This window comes from Blautia massiliensis (ex Durand et al. 2017) (assembly GCF_001487165.1).
GTDB lineage: Bacteria > Bacillota > Clostridia > Lachnospirales > Lachnospiraceae > Blautia_A > Blautia_A fusiformis.
On record NZ_LN913005.1, the window covers coordinates 77,411 to 94,350 of the forward strand.

Below are 16,940 nucleotides of genomic sequence, written 5' to 3' on the forward strand. Positions count from 1 at the left end.
AAAAGTTTGTCAAAGGTAATTTTAAATTCTGTCTGATTTTTTATATCCTGTGATCTCACATACTGTAAGTATGCCGTTTTTTACCTGAAAATGAACATCCATTCCTGCAAAAGGCATTCCGTATATCCTCTCCGGATCTTTCTGGTAGGCAGGCCTCGGATCCTCTCTGAGCACGCCTTCCAACGCAGTAAGCTTATCCTCCGGAATCCTTGCCTTCCATTCTTCCGGGATCTCTACCTGCAGAAAATGCTGCTCCACCTTCGTCGCAAAGCCGCCTAGCGCTTCCGGATGGCAGTCTGCCGCAGGCAGATATGGCTTAATATCATAGATAGGGGTTCCATCCATCAGGTCCGCACCGGATACGATCAGTACAGGAGCTTCTTTGCTTTCCAGATCGATCTTTTCAAGCTTCACACAGGATAAGCCTACAGGATTGGGACGGAAGGGCGATCTGGTGGCAAATACGCCCATCCTTTCATTTCCGCCCAGGCGTGGCGGACGTACTGTAGGGGACCAGCTCTCACGGATTGACTGTGAAAACTCCCACAGCAGCCAGATATGCGAAAAATCTTCCAGTCCCTTTACTGCTTCACGTACCCGGTATTCCGGTTCAAAAACAATACAGGCTGTCAGTTCTTCCACTCGACCGCTCTGACGCGGGATTCCGAATTTTGTCGGAAAATCACTTCTGATCCTTGCGATTATCTTCATATCCCTATTCTCCCTTTCACTTGCCAGATATACACCTCATGCGCCTGTTACATAATTCTGCTTTCAATGACTGTCATGTCATTTCCGTCAGATCCTCTTGTAGGCAACACAGTTTTTTTGCCGCTTGGCCTGATAGAGAAGCCTGTCCGCTTCCATCACTCCATCTCTGACCTTACAGCTTCCATATACACCTCCCACGCTCATGGAAAGCCGGATTTCTTTGTATTCCGGCACATCTGCCATTGCGATCTCTTCCCGGATATCTTCCATCTTCTGCTGAAATACCTGTTCCGGGATTTCTTCAAACATCAGAAGAAATTCGTCTCCTCCATAACGCAGTACCACGTCATCTGCCCGCACATGCTCAAAAATCATTCTGACAATGGTACAAAGCGCCGCATCTCCAGCTACATGGCCATAGCTGTCATTGATCTGTTTAAAATTGTCCACGTCGATCATAGCTATAGCCCCCATCTTATCCAGGGATTTCAGCTGTTCCTCAAAATATCTCCGGTTTCTGGCACCAGTCAGCGGATCTTCATATAATTCCCGGTTGAATCTGCTGATCTTATCGATCAGAGATCCGCTTCCATAAGCTCCCAGAAAGATCTTATCCGTCATTTTAAAGACCATTTCCATGACAAGAGGTGTCCCGTCTATAACCACATATTTGGCGATCACCTGGTAAATGTCATCATTGACGAACTCAAATTTCGTCATTTTGTTTTTACGGGCAAAAACTTTGGCAGAAATACAGTTCTCACATCTTCTGCCTTTATTCCACACTGCAAAGCATTTATGTTCTGCTTCATAAGAGCAATCGTCTGCGCCAATATTTACCGGAGCTGTACGGCCGACATCCACCAGTCTTACAATGTCAAAAACCGTCTTCAGCATTTCTATTTCCATATTTACTTCCCGGGCAGTCATAAATACACCCTTATCTTTATCCATAGTATTTTCCTGCGTTTCTGAAATATTATATACATTCATGATAACACATTGCGCATCAATTCACAATTGTATTTCATCGTCGTTTATGCTATTGTATAGTGTATAAGAAGTAATATTTTTATCAGGAGGTTTCATATGGCACAGAGACGTACAAAGATAGAAGTACTCAATGAGAAAATTTCCAAAGTAGATTCCAAGATTGCTGCCTGCACCGAAAAGATAGCAGCGCTGGAGGATGAAAAAACTGCACTGGCAGCTCAGCTGGATGAGATCCGCAAAGCTGAAAAAAAGGCAAAGGAAGCTGCCGAACTGAAACGTCTGCTCAAGCTGATGCACAAAAAAGACATTTCCGTAGAAGATCTGGAAGCCATGATCTCCAGGGAAGCATGAAACAGATCCTCAACAAACAAAAAACCGGTTTACGAAGAATTTTTTCTTCCAAACCGGTTTTTTTGTGATCTTTCTATGATATGATCTGTATATTTCTGCAATCTTTATATTCTTTGGAACAGCTTTCCGTCAGGATCACCGCTCCGTCAAATGAAAAGAACGTCACCGCACTGATCTGTCCGAATTTGGAGCTGTCAGACACTACGTACTTTTCCAGACACTGCTCCATGGCTGTTCGCTTTACCAGTGCCTCATTGGATTCCGGCGTGGTAAAGCCTTCTCTCTGAGTCATCCCGTTGGTCCCAAAAAAGCCCTTTGTAAAATGATAATTCTTCAACATCTGCATGGCCTGACTTCCGATCACAGCTTCCGTAGATCCCTTCAGTTCTCCGCCGATCAGCAGCACACGGACTCCCATCTGAGCCAGAGCCCTGGCATGGGAAACACCATTGGTGACAAAAGTCGCCCCGGAGCCTTCCAGATGCTCCAGCATATATCCGGTAGTCGTTCCCGCATCCAGATACACAAAATCTTCCGGACGGATCAGAGCTGCCGCATAGGCTGCGATCTTCTTTTTTTCTTCAACATTCAGTTCAACTTTCTGGGCTACGGTAGGCTCATAGGCATTGACAGTATGTTCCAGTGCCACCGCACCGCCAAAAACCCTGGTCAGCTTCCCCGCCTTGTAAAGCGCCGTGATGTCTCTGCGGACCGTAGATTCCGATGCATCCAGGATATCTTTCAGTTCTGTTACCGTAACACTGTTTTTTTCTCTGAGAAGGCCGAGTATGATCTCGTATCTCTGCTCCGTCAGCATTCCTTTTCCTCCTTCAAAAAAGACATCCCGATCGACCGGACCGGGATGCCTTCTGTTCACTCATTCTGAGATTACAGGTTCTCCTGCATGAATTTGCTTACTGCCTCGTATGCTGCATCCTCATCTGCACCATCGAATGTAAAGGTAACCTCATGTCCCTTCTTTACGCCAAGTCCCATAAGTGCAAGAAGCTTTCTGCACTCTACAGTCTTGCCGTCCTTCTCGATAGTGATCTTGGACTCGAAACCTTTTACAAGCTTCACAAGCTCTCCGGCCGGACGTGCATGGATTCCTTCGTTATCTGTTACTACATACTTGAATTCTTTCATTTCTTTATCCTCCAGTTTTTTATTTTAATTTTAAAAAATTTAAGCAACTTTTTTCTTCAGTACCCCGAGAAGTACAGCTGAGATCAGAGTTCCCACAACCAGTGCGACCAGATACATCATTGCATTACCTACAACCGGGAATACGAAGATTCCGCCATGTGGTGCCATCAGTGTACAGTTGAAGAACATGGAAATCGCTCCAGCTGCTGCGGAACCGACGATACAGGACGGAAGTACATGGACCGGGTCAGATGCCGCAAAAGGAATCGCACCTTCTGTGATAAATGCAAGTCCCATAATAAAGTTGGTCGGTCCTGCCTCACGCTCTTCTTTTGTAAATTTGTCTTTAAACAGCAGGGATGCGAGTGCGATGGCACACGGAGGAGTCATACCTCCCACCATAACTGCTGCCATAATGTCATAGTTGCCTGCCGCAATAGCTGCTGTACCAAATACATATGCTGCTTTGTTGAACGGGCCGCCCATATCAATGGCCATCATACCACCAAGAACCAACCCTAAAATTACTTTACTTGAATTTCCCATGCCTGTCAAGGCATTATTTAATCCTGTATTGATACCGCCCATGATCGGCTCTACAACGAAGGTCATACAGAGTCCCATAAGAAGGACACCAACAACCGGATAGATCAGTACAGGCGCTATTGGTCCGCTTTGCTGATTCCATCCGAAACCTGACATTCGATGACTTTCTTTCCATCGAAACGATCCATGGGAACCTTGGCATCTGCAGCTACAATGATGCAGTCTGCCTCCCGGATCTCCTGATCCGTAAGTACATTTTTGCTCCACCGGAGCCTCGTGTCTCTATTTTAATAAAACAGTCTTTCGCCTTCGATGCTTTTTCCAGTCCCTCTGCTGCCATGTAGGTGTGGGCAATACCTGTGGGCGATCAGGAAAAGAAGGGTAACCGGCTCATTTACCGCATCATCTTTACCCCTCTGTTACCTGTTCATATACTGCCTGAACCTCTTCCCTTGTGGCAAGATTTTCAGAAAATGCACTTGCGCTTCCTGCGGAAATCCCCATATGGAATGCATATTCGTGATCCTGTTTTTCCATCCAGCCTGCCATAAAGCCTGCTACCATGGAATCTCCGGCTCCTACGCCGTTTACCAGTGTTCCTTTCGGCGCCGGTTTCTCAAACACCTGACCGTTCTCCGCTACCAGGACAGCTCCCTCACCGGCCATTGAGATCAGCACGTTTCTGGCTCCTTTTTCCTGGAGCTTCTTTCCGTAAGGGATCACATCCCGACGGTTCTTAAGCTCTACGCCGAAGATTTCTCCAAGCTCATGGTTATTGGGCTTCACCAGGAACGGATGATACTTCAGGACATTTACAAGAAGATCTCTCGTTGCATCCACAACGATCATCACGCCTTTTCCGTCCAGTCTCGCCATGATCTTCTCATACATATCATCCGGCATAGATGAGGGAATACTTCCTGCCAGAAAAAGCACATCTCCCTCTTTCAGTGTGTCAAGCTTCTTCATCAGCTCCTGAACCTTTTCAGCGCTGATCTCCGGTCCCATTCCGTTGATCTCAGTTCCATCAATAGATTTCAGCTTCAGGTTGATCCTTGAAACGCCTTCCGGGATCCTGATAAAATCAGATCTCACTCCCATCTCCTCAAGCTTTCTTACAATCTCATCTCCGACGAATCCTGCCATGAAACCAAGTGCTGTATTCTCGATTCCAAGATTCATCAGCACGGTGGAAACGTTGATTCCCTTTCCGCCCGGAAGCATCAGCTCAGAGCTTGTCCGGTTGGTAAGTCCGAGTTTAAAATCCTCCACGGAAACGATATAGTCCAGAGACGGATTAAAAGTAACTGTGCAGATCATTTTTTCTCCTCCCATATCTTTTATCCTGCGGTTTTTGACCGCTTTTTGTTGTTTTTCATTTATTGAACTCAGTATACTTCCAAATTCATTCAAAGTCAATCAAATTACTCCACAAAATTCATGAACGTTTTTGGTTGAGTTTGCACAAAAAACGTGCATCAACCTTAGCTTTCCCTGGTTAATGCACGTTTATCCCTGACTGTATTGGTCACTTTCATTCAAATTCCGTTATAAATCTATGTACCATTCCAAATTCCTGTTTATATTACCTCCATCCTCAGGTACATTTCCCGGAAAGCCGGATCTTCACATTCCATCACCTTTTCTGAATGTGATAGTTTCGCAATAACATTTATCTGGTTTGTTTCTTATTCGCAGTATCTCTGACCATCTTCCGATATCTTCTCATCAGCTCCCTTGTCACTTTGTCTTCCTCAAACCGGATTCCTCCGATCTGACGCACCGGCATGATTCCCATCAGGGAATTTGTGACAAAACATTCCTGATACCCTTTAAGATCCGGAACATAGATATAGGTTTCTTCCACCGCTTCCGTGTCACAGAGATATTCACGGAGGATTCCCGGAAGAAGTCCGCAGCTGACTTTTGGTGTATAGATCACGCCTTTTCGCACAAAGAATACATTACTTACTGTCCCTTCCGATATCTGTTTCTTTGTATTCAGAAACAACCGTTCATCCATTCCTGCTGCTGTAGCATTACGTTTTTCCAGAATACAATCTCCGTAATTCATGGTTTTGTGATATACAAGAGGTGATGTTTCATTTCGTTTTACCTTGCTGACATCCATGGTAAAGCCTTTTTCATAATTCTCCGGCGTATAATGATTGGCACGAAGAGAATACACTGCATTTTCCTTTGTAAGCATAAGCTTCAGCGCACAGTGTTCCAGTCCGTCAAATTCTTTCTGCACCTCCGGGCTTTTTTTTTGTTCTTCCAGATATTCTTCGATTCTCCCGGCTGTGATCCCACGTACTGCCGGATCACCCAGCTTCAGGAAATCTGCCGCCCGTTCCAGTCTTTTCAGATGCTTTTCCAGAAGTATGGGGGTTCCCTTTTCTATTCCTATGGTCTCAAATGCTCCCAGACCGAACTGAAAGCATTCGTCTAAGATTATGTTGTTCATCCTCTGACCTCCTTATGAAGTGTCCCTGTCAGATTCTCTGATCTGTCCACAGAGCCTTTCACTTTTACCGTTCTGTATGTTTCTCTACTGCAGTGCATCCAGGATTGCTTTCGCCTTCTGTAGAGTCTCCTCATACTCAAATTCCAGATCTGACTCTGCTGTGATCCCGCCGCCAACGCCAAGGTGATATTTTCCGTTTTTATGAAGAGCTGTACGGATCACGATGTTGAAATCGCAGCTTCCGTCCAGTGTCAGATAGCCGATAGAGCCTGTATAAAGATTTCGCTTGCCGTGTTCCAGCTCGTCAATAATCTCCATGGCACGGTATTTCGGCGCACCGGTAATAGAACCGCCGGGGAATGCAGCCTCCAGAAGATCCATAACATTTTTTCCGTCTTCCAGTTTTCCTTCAATATCCGATACCAGATGAAAAACCGTAGCGTATGCTTCCACTGTAAAAAGCTCGGTTACCTTCACGCTTCCCGGTGTACACACCCGGTTCAGATCATTTCGCTCCAGGTCTACGATCATAAGAAGTTCACTCTTATCTTTTCCGGAATCCTGAAGCTCCCGACGGAGCATTTCATCTTCCTCAGATGTTACGCCACGTTTTCTTGTTCCCTTTATAGGACGGGTATTTACATGACGGTCTTTCATCTTCAGAAAACGTTCCGGAGATGCACAGACGATCTGATAATCTCCGAAATCCAGATATCCGCCGAAAGGAGACGGATTATTTTTCCGAAGATCATAAAAAACATCCAGAGGTGGTTTTTCGCTTTCAATGGTCAGCTGCTGCGTCATATTGGCAATATAGATATCACCCTCTATAATATAGCGGATCATCCGGTCTACTGCCTGCTTGTATTCTTCTTTTTCAAAATTGGGATGAACCTGGATCCTGAATTTCTCACGGTGAGAATTTTCCATGACCATCCTGTTTCCGGATTCCTTTTTTTCCCCTGTTTCCGATCCTTCCTGTTTCCCCGCCTCTGTAAATTCCCGGATTGCTTTTTCCATCGCTCCGATTTCTGCTGCAGCGTCTGCACTGATTCCGTTTGACACAAGATAGGTTCTTTTTTCCTGACAGTCTTCTATGATAAAACAGTTATAAAACGTCAGAACTGCCCCCGGAACAGTCACAAGATCCTTTTCTCCGGATGGTACTCCCATCTGTTTTCTTCCGTAATCATAGGAAAAATATCCTACTGCACCGGATACGATGGGAAGTCCGCTGTTATTTTTGTCTTCATGGGTATTTAAATATTCCCGCATATAGTCTTCAAAGGTTGTTTCTGTTTCCGGCCTTCCGTTGATAGTAAAGTTCTCTCCGTCCTTTACCAGCTTCAGATACGGACATCTTCCGATCACGGAATAATGTCCCAGCTCATTGACAAGGGAGGAATCCAGAAACGCTGCTCCGGGTTCTCTCTCGTAGATCCGAAAAATGTCCACTGCCGGGATATATGGGGTCAGTTCTTTTATTCTTCGCTGATTTTTGTACATATTTTTACTCCTCCTTCTGAAAATTCTCCGCGATCCTGCAAAAATTCTCAAGAAGCTCATGTCCATATTCCGTAAGAACGGCTTCCGGATGGAATTGCACACCATAGATAGGCAATGCTTTATGGGAAATTCCCATAACAGCACCATCATCAGAAAGCGCATCCACCTGATACTCCTCCGGAATGCTGTCTTCCCGCACGATCAGGGAATGGTATCTTGTCACCTTGTATTTCTCAGGCAGGCCTGCAAACACTCCTGTTCCGTGGTTGTGGATCTCTGTTACTTTTCCGTGCATGGGACACACTCCCTTTTCCACTACTGCTCCCGCACAGTGGCCAATCACCTGATGGCCCAGACAGACACCAAGAACAGGAATCCTTCCCTGAAATCTTTTTACGGTATCTACGCAGAGCTTCGCATCCCAGGGACGCTTCGGTCCCGGAGAAAGGATGATTCCTTCCGGGTTCAGCTCTTCCAGCTCCTCCAGGGTGATCTCGTCGCAGCGTCTGACCAGGATCTCTCTTCCAAGCTCCTGAAAATATGCCTTGAGATTATAAACAAATGAATCGAAATTATCGATCATCACATACATGCTTTTTTCCTCCATATCAAGCAGATATTTAAGACTCTCTTTATCGTCTGCTCACAAAAAAAGGGATAACGACGGCATGCCAAAAAGACATGCACAGTCGTTATCCCCTTGCGGTCCGTAATCTGTACGTTCTAATATAAATTGTACTACTGATTATTTCTGCTTCTTGGTTTCCTCATAATGATGGATGTCTGCCAGTACAGCGTTTACATCAAGTCCGTGTACCATACATGCCTCCTCAAGAGACTCACCAATAGAAGACGGACAGCCGATGCAGTGCATTCCTTCCTGCATAAGAATGTATGCGATCTTCTCATCGTATGCAAGCATCTCGCCCATTGTTGTTTCCTTTGTGATTTCCATGATCTATATTCTCCCTTCTGGATCTGTAATCTTACCCGGAATCCCGGTTTCCTGGTTTTTTCCGCAGTTATAATATCATTATAACTGTATCTTCCATAATTGCAAGCCTAAATTTATTCTTTTCATTTTCTGTATTATACCCACTCAGGCAGTAGTTTCCTTTTTTCCCCTGCTCCACTTTTTCATCACATAAATATAATACGGGATCAGAGGGATCAGCGCTGCGATCCATGCGGCAGGATCTGCCAGACATACACCTGCAAAACTTGTTTTTCCTGCAACAAACATAACGATCGCACTTCTTGCCGCCAGTTCAAACACACCGCCCAGCATGGGAACCAAGCCATATCCCAGTCCCTGAAGTCCGTTTCTGTAGAGAAAGATACTTCCAAGGAACGGATATGCCCAGAATACCGTATGAAAATAAGTAACAGAAACATTAATAACATCCGTCTGGGATTTGTCAATAAATAACCAGGTCATGTACTTTCCGAAAAAGAACATAATGATCATAGTGATCAAACTCCAGATCAGGATCATGATCTGGGTATATTTCATTCCTGCTTTTACACGGTCCATCTTTCCGGCGCCCCGGTTCTGTCCTACATAGGTTGCCATCGTCGCACCAAAAGCTACAAATACAGTTGCAATAATATTCTGTATTTTTCCCGCAGCGGAAAATCCTGCCATATATACAGAACCGTAAATATTTACCGCACCCTGCACAATAATGGTTCCGATCGCTGTGATGGAAAACTGAAGTCCCATGGGAATACCAAGGGCCAGCAGATAACGGAAGCTGGTAAAAGAAACTTCAAAGTTTTCTTTCTTCAGATGCAGGATCGGGAACTTTTTGATAATATAGATCAGGCAGCAGACTGCGGAAATTGCCTGCGCGATAACTGTAGCATAGGCACAGCCTTCCACTCCCATCCCGATTTTTACAATAAACAGAATATCCAGGAACACATTGATCACTGCCGAAATGATCAGAAAATACAGCGGAGATTTTGAATCTCCAAGTGCACGGAGAAACGCTGCCAGTGAATTATATGCCGCTGTTACGATCAGGCCTGCATAAATAATTCCCATATATCCCTTCACAGATCCCATCAGATCCTCCGGTGAATTCATCAGCCGCAGAATCGGTTCATTCAAAGCCTCAAAGCCAATGGTCATCACAATGGCAAAGGCTGCTGCCAGATAAATGGACATAGCTACGTAATGACGCATCTTATCATATTGCTTCGCCCCGAACCACTGGGATACCAGAATGGCAAAGCCACTGCTCAGTCCGTTAAGCCATCCGGTAACAAAAAACATCAGTGAACCGGTGCTTCCGATTGCAGCCAGCGCATCTACTCCCAGGAACTGACCCGCAACAATGGAATCCGCAATGTTATAAAACTGCTGAAAAATATTTCCGAGACACATGGGAATCATAAAGCGGATGATCAGGCTCACCGGATTTCCCACGGTCATATCATTGGTCTTGTCCTTTGTCAATTTCATCCAACTCCTTTTCTACAAATATAACTATCTTTTATTTTTTAAAAACAATCAATTTACTGATCACATAATTCAATACGATCACAACCACCTGAGCAACAAGTTTCACTGCCATGCTGTTAAATCCAAGCCAGGTGATAAATACCGCAAGGATTGCTTCCTCCACAATCAGCGTAAAGAGCCGGCCTCCGAAAAACGAAGCCATCTGCTTTAAAAATCCGGCGGCGGAATCCACCTGCCCGTCGAATACCCATGTCCTGTTTGTAAAATATTGGAACAGTACGCAGACCACCCAGCAGATCACATTGGCGATCAGCGCATTCATGCCCAGGCCCTTATCCAGCCATGCATACAACGCAATGTTCAGAAAAAATGTGAGCCCTCCAAAGAACAGATACATCAGAACTTCCTTATGTTTCTTATAAAAAGGTTCCAATATATTCAGCACCGGAAGATGCATCAGTTTATCAAAAATGTCCTTCTTTTCCTCCACATCCATATCCTTTCTCCTATTCAGTTTAAGCCGTAGCTTTATCATATGTAAACTTATATAACATAGCAAAAAATATCCTGGATGTCAACGCATTCCAGGATATTTCTATAGTTTGTTTCTTTAATGTTTTTATCTATATTCTGTCATCAGTTTGTAAAGACCTTTTACAAAAATTTCGGTCATTTTCTGCAGACTCTCAATGCTTAAAAATTCATTTGCTTCATGAGCCAGTTCTTCCTCATACGGAAACAGCGGCCCAAATGCCACAGCATTAGGAAGTGCCCTTGCATAGGTAGCTCCGCCAATAGCCATTGGCTCTGTATCCATATCCCCTGTCACTTCCTGATAGGCCTCCATCAGACACCGGATCAGTGCTGAGTCCTTTTTATGGTATACCGGAGCCAGATAATCTACTTCATTATAAAAGAAGCCATATTTTTTCAGCTGTCTCTCCAGCAGCTCCCGAATATCATTATACTCCACAGATGCAGGATAACGAATATTACACTGCAGAAAAATCCTTCCATTTTCATCCATATTCACAGTTCCCACATTAAACGTCAGTGCCCCTGCGGAATCCTCCATGGCACAGCCCAGACGCTCTCCGTCATAATCCATTCCTATGGCCTGATGAAAACATTTCATATAAGAAGCATGAGAAAGTTTTTCGCCAAATTGTCCCAGCGTTTCCAGAAGACAGGAAACTGCATTAAACCCTTTTTCCGGACTCATACAATGTGTACTGATCCCTCTGACTGACAATTTCAAAAATCCATCTGTGATCTTTGCTGTAACCTGTTCCGGAAGCGCAATGCTTTTTACTGCCGCCTTCGGATCTTCACATTTCAGAAGACAGGACGCCTCGTCCGGAACAATATTTCTGCTACGTCCACCTTTTAATTCCACAATTTGTATCTCTGCTCTTTCATCCACAGATTCCACAGAAGAAAGATCAAAGTCAAGAAGTCCTTTTTCGCAGTATAAAAGTGGAAAATTAGCATCCGGTACGATAGATACCTGTGGAAGTATTTCTGCATGATCCAGATAATAACGAATACATTGCCAGCTCTCTTCCTCATCGGTTCCCACAATCATGCGAAGACAGGTATCTTTTGGAATCAACTGATTATCTGCAAGATATTTCATAGCAAAAAGTGAAGACACCAGAGGGCCTTTATCATCTGAAGTTCCTCTTCCATAAAGCTTTCCATCTTTTTCCACAGGATCAAACGGATCTGTGTTCCATCCCTCTCCTGCACTGACCACATCTGTATGGCAGAGGATTCCGATCATCCTGTTTCCCTCTCCGGCAGTGATCTCTCCGGCATAACCATCATAATTTTTTACCTGAAATCCCATTTGCTGTCCCATTCTAAGGACGTACTCCAGAGATTTTTGGATATTTTTTCCAAAAGGTGCTCCTTTAGATGGTGCATCCTCAAAAATCCCGGGAATAGCTACCAGTTCTTTTAGACATCTGACCATTTCCGCTGTATTTTTTTCTACATATTCTCTAGCCATTTATTTATCACCTTTTTTTACCAGTCTCCACACCAGATACAGGATTCCGGAAACCAGCATTCCATTGATAAAAGAAATTCCCACAGTCAAAAACGTAGCTGCAAAACCAAGAGCCCAGGTCACGATTCCAGCCACTGACCATCCTTCACGTAATGTAAAGTTCTCTGCTTTTCCTTTCCCAAGGCTCCAGTATTCCACAATAAACAGAGCAATGATCGGCATAAACGCATTTCCAAGAAGTGTAAGAAATCCCTCAAAATTTCCGGCTACACCAACAGCTGCCAGAACTGTTCCCACAGCTCCAAGTATAACCGTTGCCATAGAACGGCCGCTTTCTTTCAGATTGAATACCATAACTGCATTTAAGCCTGCACTGTAGGCATTGGTAGTATTCGTTGTCCAGGTTGCCAGGATCAGTACGACCATTCCAAGGAACGGAAGGCCAATATTAGAAAATACAAGTGAAATGTCATACTGCTGGGCAATTCTCGTCATTACCGCTCCGAGAATAAGCATAGCCATTCCTGCCGGCATCACACCGATAGCAGAAGAAAGGACTGTATCTTTTCTTGTTCTCTGATATCTGGTAAAATCAGGTGCATTCAAGGCGCCGGTGGCCATAAAACTGATAGTAAGTACAACTCCATCTGCAAAGCTCATGGCCGGATCTTCGATAGTCATACTTAAATTTCCGGTTCCGAAACGCTGGATTGCTACCACACACCCGATCACAGTTACGATCACAAGTGCAGGAATGGCAATCTTATTCAGTTTATCCAGAGCATTGATTCCATATACAGCTGTAACCAGCATGATTATTCCCCACACAACCGTTGATACCGGAATCGGGATTTTTACTCCTGTGCTTGCTTCGATCAGATTGGAAAATGCAGAGCCACAGACACCGTTCTGCACTGCAAACCAACCGATCATGGAGATCATAAATAATGCAGAGATCAGCTTTGATGATCCCTGTTTTCCAAAAACGCCAGATGCAACAACACATGTCGGTACACCAAGATCACTTCCCATGATTCCACAAAATATCATCAACGCCACGATCACTGCATATCCGATTACCCCTGACCAGATGGCCTGAGACATCGGCATAGACTCTGCCAGGATTCCTCCCAGCATCAGACTGGGCACACAGATCATAATTCCCGCCTGGATCATGGCAACATCTGCCCAGCTTTTTCTCTCTTCCATCGGAACCTGTTCCAATGTGACAGATTCCACATTTCCTGTTTTCTTTTCCTGTTCCACTCTCATACCTCTTTATTCTTTTTTATCTCCAGCATAGATTCGATCCGCACAGCCAGAGAAATGATCTCATGAAAAAGCAACGGCTGTTCTTCCACATCAAGATAATTTCTCAGACGGTTAATACGATAACGGATCGTATTCTCGTGCTGTTTCAGTTTTTTGGCAGTTTTTTTAAAATCTCCATTGCACTGTACATACGCCCTTGTTGTAAGAAGCATGTCCTCCATGCCTTCTTCCGTTGTTTTCGCCGCAATCTCTCGACAAAATTCGTCATAAAATTCCTGCATTTCCCGACTTCCCCTGATAGGCAAAAGAAGCTGCTGCGGAGACAATGGATCATAGACCTGCTGCCTCCGGTCCGATGCCTGTGCCATGTCCAGGGCGTCTCCTGCTTCAAGAAGTGTTCGTTCTACTCTGTATCTGGCATAAGGTCTGCCAATTCCAAGTCTGCGGTTATGATAGCTTCTCAAAAGCTGTTCACACACTACATTTTTATGCTGTTCCAGTTCCTTCCTGGAATCTGCACTCAAAATACAGATATCATAGTTATCCGCCGGAATAAATATATCAAAAGATGAACAGACTTCTCCTGTTTTTTTTCTTTGTGTGATCTTCCGCCGTTCATCCCGGATATAAACAGCCTGTACGTACTCCCTGATCCCCGGATTAATGCTAAAAAGGATCTTCATTCGCTCCTGGGGCAGAGTCCTCGATGCTAGGATCTTATCCAGTTTCAGCTGATTAAGCACATTTGTCTGTTCTTCCAGGATACATTGATTAATAACTCCAAGGACCTCTGCATAAGAAATATCTTCCCTCATACAGATCACAGGAAACTGCTTCTCTTCACAGAAAGCAAGCATTTCTTTCGAAAAAAGCTCTGCTCTCTCCTCCATCATCACACAGAGCCCACTGCAGTTTCCTTTTACAAGAAGCGCCAGAACCTGCATCAGTTCTTCTGATTTCGGCTGAAACTGCAAAAGAGATGTGATAAAAAAATCTCCAGGTGCCAGAATATCTTTCTCCAGCACATCCTCTTTAAATGGCGCATCAAAAACAGATGCCCGCTTTACGATCCGGCCAAGTCCGGCCCGTCCTGACAAAATTTTTACATTCTCAAACAAAGGTGCATTTAAAACCTGCAATAAAGATATGTTCATATTATTTATTCTCTGAATGCAGCCAGCTCTTTCAGATATGGATCTGTTATTCTCCCTTCATCCATGATCTGTACACCATCAAGCCATACAGAAGAATTCAGGCAAATGCCATCACAGTGGGATTTTGCATCCTGTCCGTGCGGCGGAGCGTCAAATGGGCTGACATAACCAATTCCCCACTCTGTGGATCCCCATACACGCTCATCCTCCACAATATTGCCGGTAAGAACCGCTCCTGGATTAAACCCATACGCAATATGTGCAAGCTTGAACATTCCCTCATCTTCAAAGCTTTTCAAATGCTCTTCAAAAATGGCTGCATCACGGCCTCCTTCAATTTTTACGATTTTACTGTTTTCAATTGTAAGACGGATCGGCGCATCCGGTGTGGTTCCAAAAGGTGGGGTTACAGATCCGTCAAAAACGATCACGCCATTGATGCTTCCAAATCGCGGCACAACATTGATCTGTCCTGTAAGCATATGGATTCCTGGTACTGTTGCGTTTCCGCAGTCACATGCTGTATAATGGCCAGGATCGATTTCAAATGATATATCACATCCAGCCGGAGTTGTGACACGCATGTTCTTTGCATTTTTTGTTTTTTCAGTGATCGCAAGCATAAATTTTTTGAGCTGCTCTGTCTCCACATTGCCGATGGTACGGATCATGAGGTCAGGGTTAAAATCTACCAGACACATGTAACGCATTTTTTTGTTCTCTGCTTCTGCACGCTCAAATGGTGTGGAATAAAGAAGCCACTGATGATTAAATTCGATCCATACATCTGCACAGAGAAGTGCTGCACTTAACGCATCGACCGGAAGATCCGGATCTGCTGCTTTTCCTACTCCCCCTGGTGTGGGAACTGAAATTACCATTGCATGTGCTCCTGCATTTTTTGCACTGTTTTTTACTGCTTCTACAACCGATGCATCCGAATCATCATCTGCTGTGATGATCACAGTTTCTTCAGGCTTCACGCCAAAAATTTCTTTTACCAGCTTATCTGCTGCTGTTTCAAGTGTGATATCCATGTTTTTTCCTTTCCAATTCGTGGTGTCCCGAAAAATATTTATCTGATCTTTAACTTTTCCAGGTCACTGTAATTGTTTAACATGATAGCACAGTGATTTTTTAATTTGTATGGAATTATTCCAAAATACAGAACAGAAATTTGTAATTTTTTCAAAAAATAAGCCATGGCTTATTTTTTGCCATGGCTTATGGAGATCATCATTTATGCTTTTATCGCCCAGCGCATCTTCGTTGATCTGGCACGTCCATTCTGAGCGCATTCCTGAGCAGACGGTCGGATCACATCTTTGGAATAATCAGAATAAATTCCTTCTTTGTATCCCTGTTTCAGTGCTTTCTTTACCAGTTTGTCTTCTCCGGAATGGAAGGTAAGGATTGCCACACGTCCGCCTGGTTTCAAAGCTCCGGGGAGTTTTTCCATAAAATCATAGAGAACCTCGAATTCCCGGTTTACATCGATACGCAACGCCTGGAAAACCCTCTGGCATGTTTTTTTGACCGTGTCTTTTTTCTCTTTTTCCGGAAGAAAATCCAGAGTCTTCTCGATCACTTCCCGAAGTTTCGTGGTGGTATCTATGCGGTTGCCCTTACGGATCTCATCGGTAATGGCTCTGGCGATTTCCTCACAGTACGGCTCATCGGAATTCTCATCCAGCATTCCGGCAAGTTCTTCTCTGGAAATGGTATCCAGACGCTCCGCCGCACTGATCCCGGACTCCTGGTTCAGTCTTAGATCCAGAGGTCCGTCCACTTTAAAAGAAAAACCTCTCTTTGGATTGTCGATCTGCATGGAAGATACCCCAAGATCCGCCAGGATAAAATCAAAGCCCCCGACTTCTTTCGCGATCTCATCAATGGTGCAGAAATTCTGGAGCTTAATTGTCAGGATATCTTCCCCGAACCCCTGCTCTGCCAGACGTTTCCGGGTCTTGGCGGATTCTTCCGGGTCCACATCCGTGGCATACATATGGCCCTGGCCTTTCAGACATTCCAGCATGGCCTTCGTATGTCCGCCATAACCTAGTGTCGCATCAAATCCGATCTGCCCCGGTTTGATCTCCAGAAAATCAATGATCTCCTTCACCATAATGGAAATGTGCATTCCCGCCGGTGTATTCCCCTTGCTAATCACATGTTCAATAGTATCTTTATATTTCTCAGGCTGAAGCTCTTTATATTTCTCTTCGAATTTCTTCGGATATTTTCCTTTATATCGTACCCGCCTCTTATGCGGTGTCTGTGATTCCTGGTTCATAAAATTCTCCTTATCCTCTGGCA

Annotated in this window: 17 protein-coding genes and 1 pseudogene; 1 reads left to right on the forward strand and 17 read right to left on the reverse strand. The window is 44.5% G+C overall.

What is annotated here, in order from left to right; translation table 11 throughout:
- Positions 1 to 21: 21 nt before the first annotated feature.
- The gene (gene tsaA / locus BN3261_RS00395) at positions 22 to 711 is read right to left on the reverse strand and encodes a tRNA (N6-threonylcarbamoyladenosine(37)-N6)-methyltransferase TrmO (protein ID WP_059085197.1); all 690 of its coding nucleotides are present in this window, start codon (positions 709 to 711) and stop codon (positions 22 to 24) included.
- 87 nt (positions 712 to 798) lie between these two features.
- Positions 799 to 1,665 carry a GGDEF domain-containing protein gene (locus BN3261_RS00400; protein WP_059085198.1) on the reverse strand — a complete coding sequence of 289 codons (867 nt, stop codon included), beginning with the start codon at positions 1,663 to 1,665 and terminating at the stop codon, positions 799 to 801.
- Positions 1,666 to 1,800: 135 nt separating this feature from the next.
- On the opposite strand from BN3261_RS00400, the gene BN3261_RS00405 reads away from it, so the two are divergent.
- Positions 1,801 to 2,055 (forward strand): hypothetical protein, encoded by a 255-nt coding sequence (locus BN3261_RS00405; protein ID WP_015525832.1) that lies wholly within the window; start codon positions 1,801 to 1,803, stop codon positions 2,053 to 2,055.
- Between the two features lie 73 nt (positions 2,056 to 2,128).
- On the opposite strand, the gene BN3261_RS00410 is transcribed toward BN3261_RS00405, so the two are convergent.
- The 15 genes and pseudogenes from BN3261_RS00410 to rsmH form a co-directional block, all read right to left on the reverse strand.
- The gene (locus BN3261_RS00410) at positions 2,129 to 2,872 is read right to left on the reverse strand and encodes a DeoR/GlpR family DNA-binding transcription regulator (protein WP_059085199.1); all 744 of its coding nucleotides are present in this window, start codon (positions 2,870 to 2,872) and stop codon (positions 2,129 to 2,131) included.
- Positions 2,873 to 2,943: 71 nt separating this feature from the next.
- A complete protein-coding gene (locus tag BN3261_RS00415) occupies positions 2,944 to 3,201 on the reverse strand; it encodes an HPr family phosphocarrier protein (protein WP_015525831.1) in 258 nt (85 codons plus the stop codon).
- A 39-nt stretch (positions 3,202 to 3,240) separates the two neighbouring features.
- Positions 3,241 to 4,111, reverse strand: a pseudogene (locus BN3261_RS00420) (PTS fructose transporter subunit IIBC); the annotation flags it as partial.
- Between the two features lie 44 nt (positions 4,112 to 4,155).
- On the reverse strand, positions 4,156 to 5,067 hold the full coding sequence (gene pfkB, locus BN3261_RS00430) for a 1-phosphofructokinase (protein WP_059085202.1): 912 nt from the start codon (positions 5,065 to 5,067) through the stop codon (positions 4,156 to 4,158).
- A 352-nt stretch (positions 5,068 to 5,419) separates the two neighbouring features.
- Entirely contained in the window at positions 5,420 to 6,214 is a 795-nt protein-coding gene (locus BN3261_RS00435) for an aminotransferase class IV (protein ID WP_059085203.1), read from the reverse strand.
- An 84-nt stretch (positions 6,215 to 6,298) separates the two neighbouring features.
- Positions 6,299 to 7,720 (reverse strand): aminodeoxychorismate synthase component I, encoded by a 1,422-nt coding sequence (gene pabB / locus BN3261_RS00440; protein WP_059085204.1) that lies wholly within the window; start codon positions 7,718 to 7,720, stop codon positions 6,299 to 6,301.
- A 4-nt stretch (positions 7,721 to 7,724) separates the two neighbouring features.
- On the reverse strand, positions 7,725 to 8,312 hold the full coding sequence (locus BN3261_RS00445; protein ID WP_044961185.1) for an anthranilate synthase component II: 588 nt from the start codon (positions 8,310 to 8,312) through the stop codon (positions 7,725 to 7,727).
- 153 nt (positions 8,313 to 8,465) lie between these two features.
- Positions 8,466 to 8,675 (reverse strand): DUF1858 domain-containing protein, encoded by a 210-nt coding sequence (locus BN3261_RS00450; protein WP_021650997.1) that lies wholly within the window; start codon positions 8,673 to 8,675, stop codon positions 8,466 to 8,468.
- Between the two features lie 144 nt (positions 8,676 to 8,819).
- Positions 8,820 to 10,187, reverse strand: coding sequence for an MATE family efflux transporter (locus tag BN3261_RS00455; protein ID WP_059085205.1), 1,368 nt, complete (start codon positions 10,185 to 10,187; stop codon positions 8,820 to 8,822).
- Positions 10,188 to 10,218: 31 nt separating this feature from the next.
- Positions 10,219 to 10,683: a GtrA family protein gene (locus tag BN3261_RS00460; protein WP_044961189.1), complete on the reverse strand. Its 465-nt coding sequence runs from the start codon at positions 10,681 to 10,683 to the stop codon at positions 10,219 to 10,221.
- Positions 10,684 to 10,806: 123 nt separating this feature from the next.
- Positions 10,807 to 12,198, reverse strand: a complete 1,392-nt coding sequence (gene pepV, locus BN3261_RS00465) for a dipeptidase PepV (protein ID WP_021977544.1) — start codon at positions 12,196 to 12,198, stop codon at positions 10,807 to 10,809.
- Positions 12,199 to 13,464, reverse strand: coding sequence for a cytosine permease (locus tag BN3261_RS00470; protein WP_059085206.1), 1,266 nt, complete (start codon positions 13,462 to 13,464; stop codon positions 12,199 to 12,201). It abuts the gene before it with no gap.
- 2 nt (positions 13,465 to 13,466) lie between these two features.
- Complete coding sequence (locus BN3261_RS00475) at positions 13,467 to 14,624, reverse strand: PucR family transcriptional regulator (RefSeq protein ID WP_021977542.1); 1,158 nt, start codon at positions 14,622 to 14,624, stop codon at positions 13,467 to 13,469.
- Between the two features lie 5 nt (positions 14,625 to 14,629).
- Positions 14,630 to 15,661: a 2,5-dihydroxypyridine 5,6-dioxygenase NicX family protein gene (locus BN3261_RS00480; RefSeq protein ID WP_021977541.1), complete on the reverse strand. Its 1,032-nt coding sequence runs from the start codon at positions 15,659 to 15,661 to the stop codon at positions 14,630 to 14,632.
- Between the two features lie 203 nt (positions 15,662 to 15,864).
- Positions 15,865 to 16,917: a 16S rRNA (cytosine(1402)-N(4))-methyltransferase RsmH gene (gene rsmH, locus BN3261_RS00485; RefSeq protein ID WP_059085250.1), complete on the reverse strand. Its 1,053-nt coding sequence runs from the start codon at positions 16,915 to 16,917 to the stop codon at positions 15,865 to 15,867.
- Positions 16,918 to 16,940: the final 23 nt, after the last annotated feature.

Excerpts from the sequence above, each read along its gene's own strand:
- BN3261_RS00415 (WP_015525831.1), bottom strand. The coding sequence starts at position 3,201 with ATGAAAGAATTCAAGTATGTAGTAACAGATAACGAAGGAATCCATGCA.
- pabB (WP_059085204.1), bottom strand. The coding sequence starts at position 7,720 with ATGTACAAAAATCAGCGAAGAATAAAAGAACTGACCCCATATATCCCG.
- BN3261_RS00480 (WP_021977541.1), bottom strand. The coding sequence starts at position 15,661 with ATGGATATCACACTTGAAACAGCAGCAGATAAGCTGGTAAAAGAAATT.
- pepV (WP_021977544.1), bottom strand. The coding sequence starts at position 12,198 with ATGGCTAGAGAATATGTAGAAAAAAATACAGCGGAAATGGTCAGATGT.
- BN3261_RS00405 (WP_015525832.1), top strand. The coding sequence starts at position 1,801 with ATGGCACAGAGACGTACAAAGATAGAAGTACTCAATGAGAAAATTTCC.
- tsaA (WP_059085197.1), bottom strand. The coding sequence starts at position 711 with ATGAAGATAATCGCAAGGATCAGAAGTGATTTTCCGACAAAATTCGGA.
- rsmH (WP_059085250.1), bottom strand. The coding sequence starts at position 16,917 with ATGAACCAGGAATCACAGACACCGCATAAGAGGCGGGTACGATATAAA.
- BN3261_RS00410 (WP_059085199.1), bottom strand. The coding sequence starts at position 2,872 with ATGCTGACGGAGCAGAGATACGAGATCATACTCGGCCTTCTCAGAGAA.
- BN3261_RS00460 (WP_044961189.1), bottom strand. The coding sequence starts at position 10,683 with ATGGATGTGGAGGAAAAGAAGGACATTTTTGATAAACTGATGCATCTT.
- BN3261_RS00475 (WP_021977542.1), bottom strand. The coding sequence starts at position 14,624 with ATGAACATATCTTTATTGCAGGTTTTAAATGCACCTTTGTTTGAGAAT.
- BN3261_RS00400 (WP_059085198.1), bottom strand. The coding sequence starts at position 1,665 with ATGGATAAAGATAAGGGTGTATTTATGACTGCCCGGGAAGTAAATATG.
- BN3261_RS00445 (WP_044961185.1), bottom strand. The coding sequence starts at position 8,312 with ATGTATGTGATGATCGATAATTTCGATTCATTTGTTTATAATCTCAAG.
- BN3261_RS00435 (WP_059085203.1), bottom strand. The coding sequence starts at position 6,214 with ATGAACAACATAATCTTAGACGAATGCTTTCAGTTCGGTCTGGGAGCA.
- BN3261_RS00455 (WP_059085205.1), bottom strand. The coding sequence starts at position 10,187 with ATGAAATTGACAAAGGACAAGACCAATGATATGACCGTGGGAAATCCG.
- pfkB (WP_059085202.1), bottom strand. The coding sequence starts at position 5,067 with ATGATCTGCACAGTTACTTTTAATCCGTCTCTGGACTATATCGTTTCC.
- BN3261_RS00450 (WP_021650997.1), bottom strand. The coding sequence starts at position 8,675 with ATGGAAATCACAAAGGAAACAACAATGGGCGAGATGCTTGCATACGAT.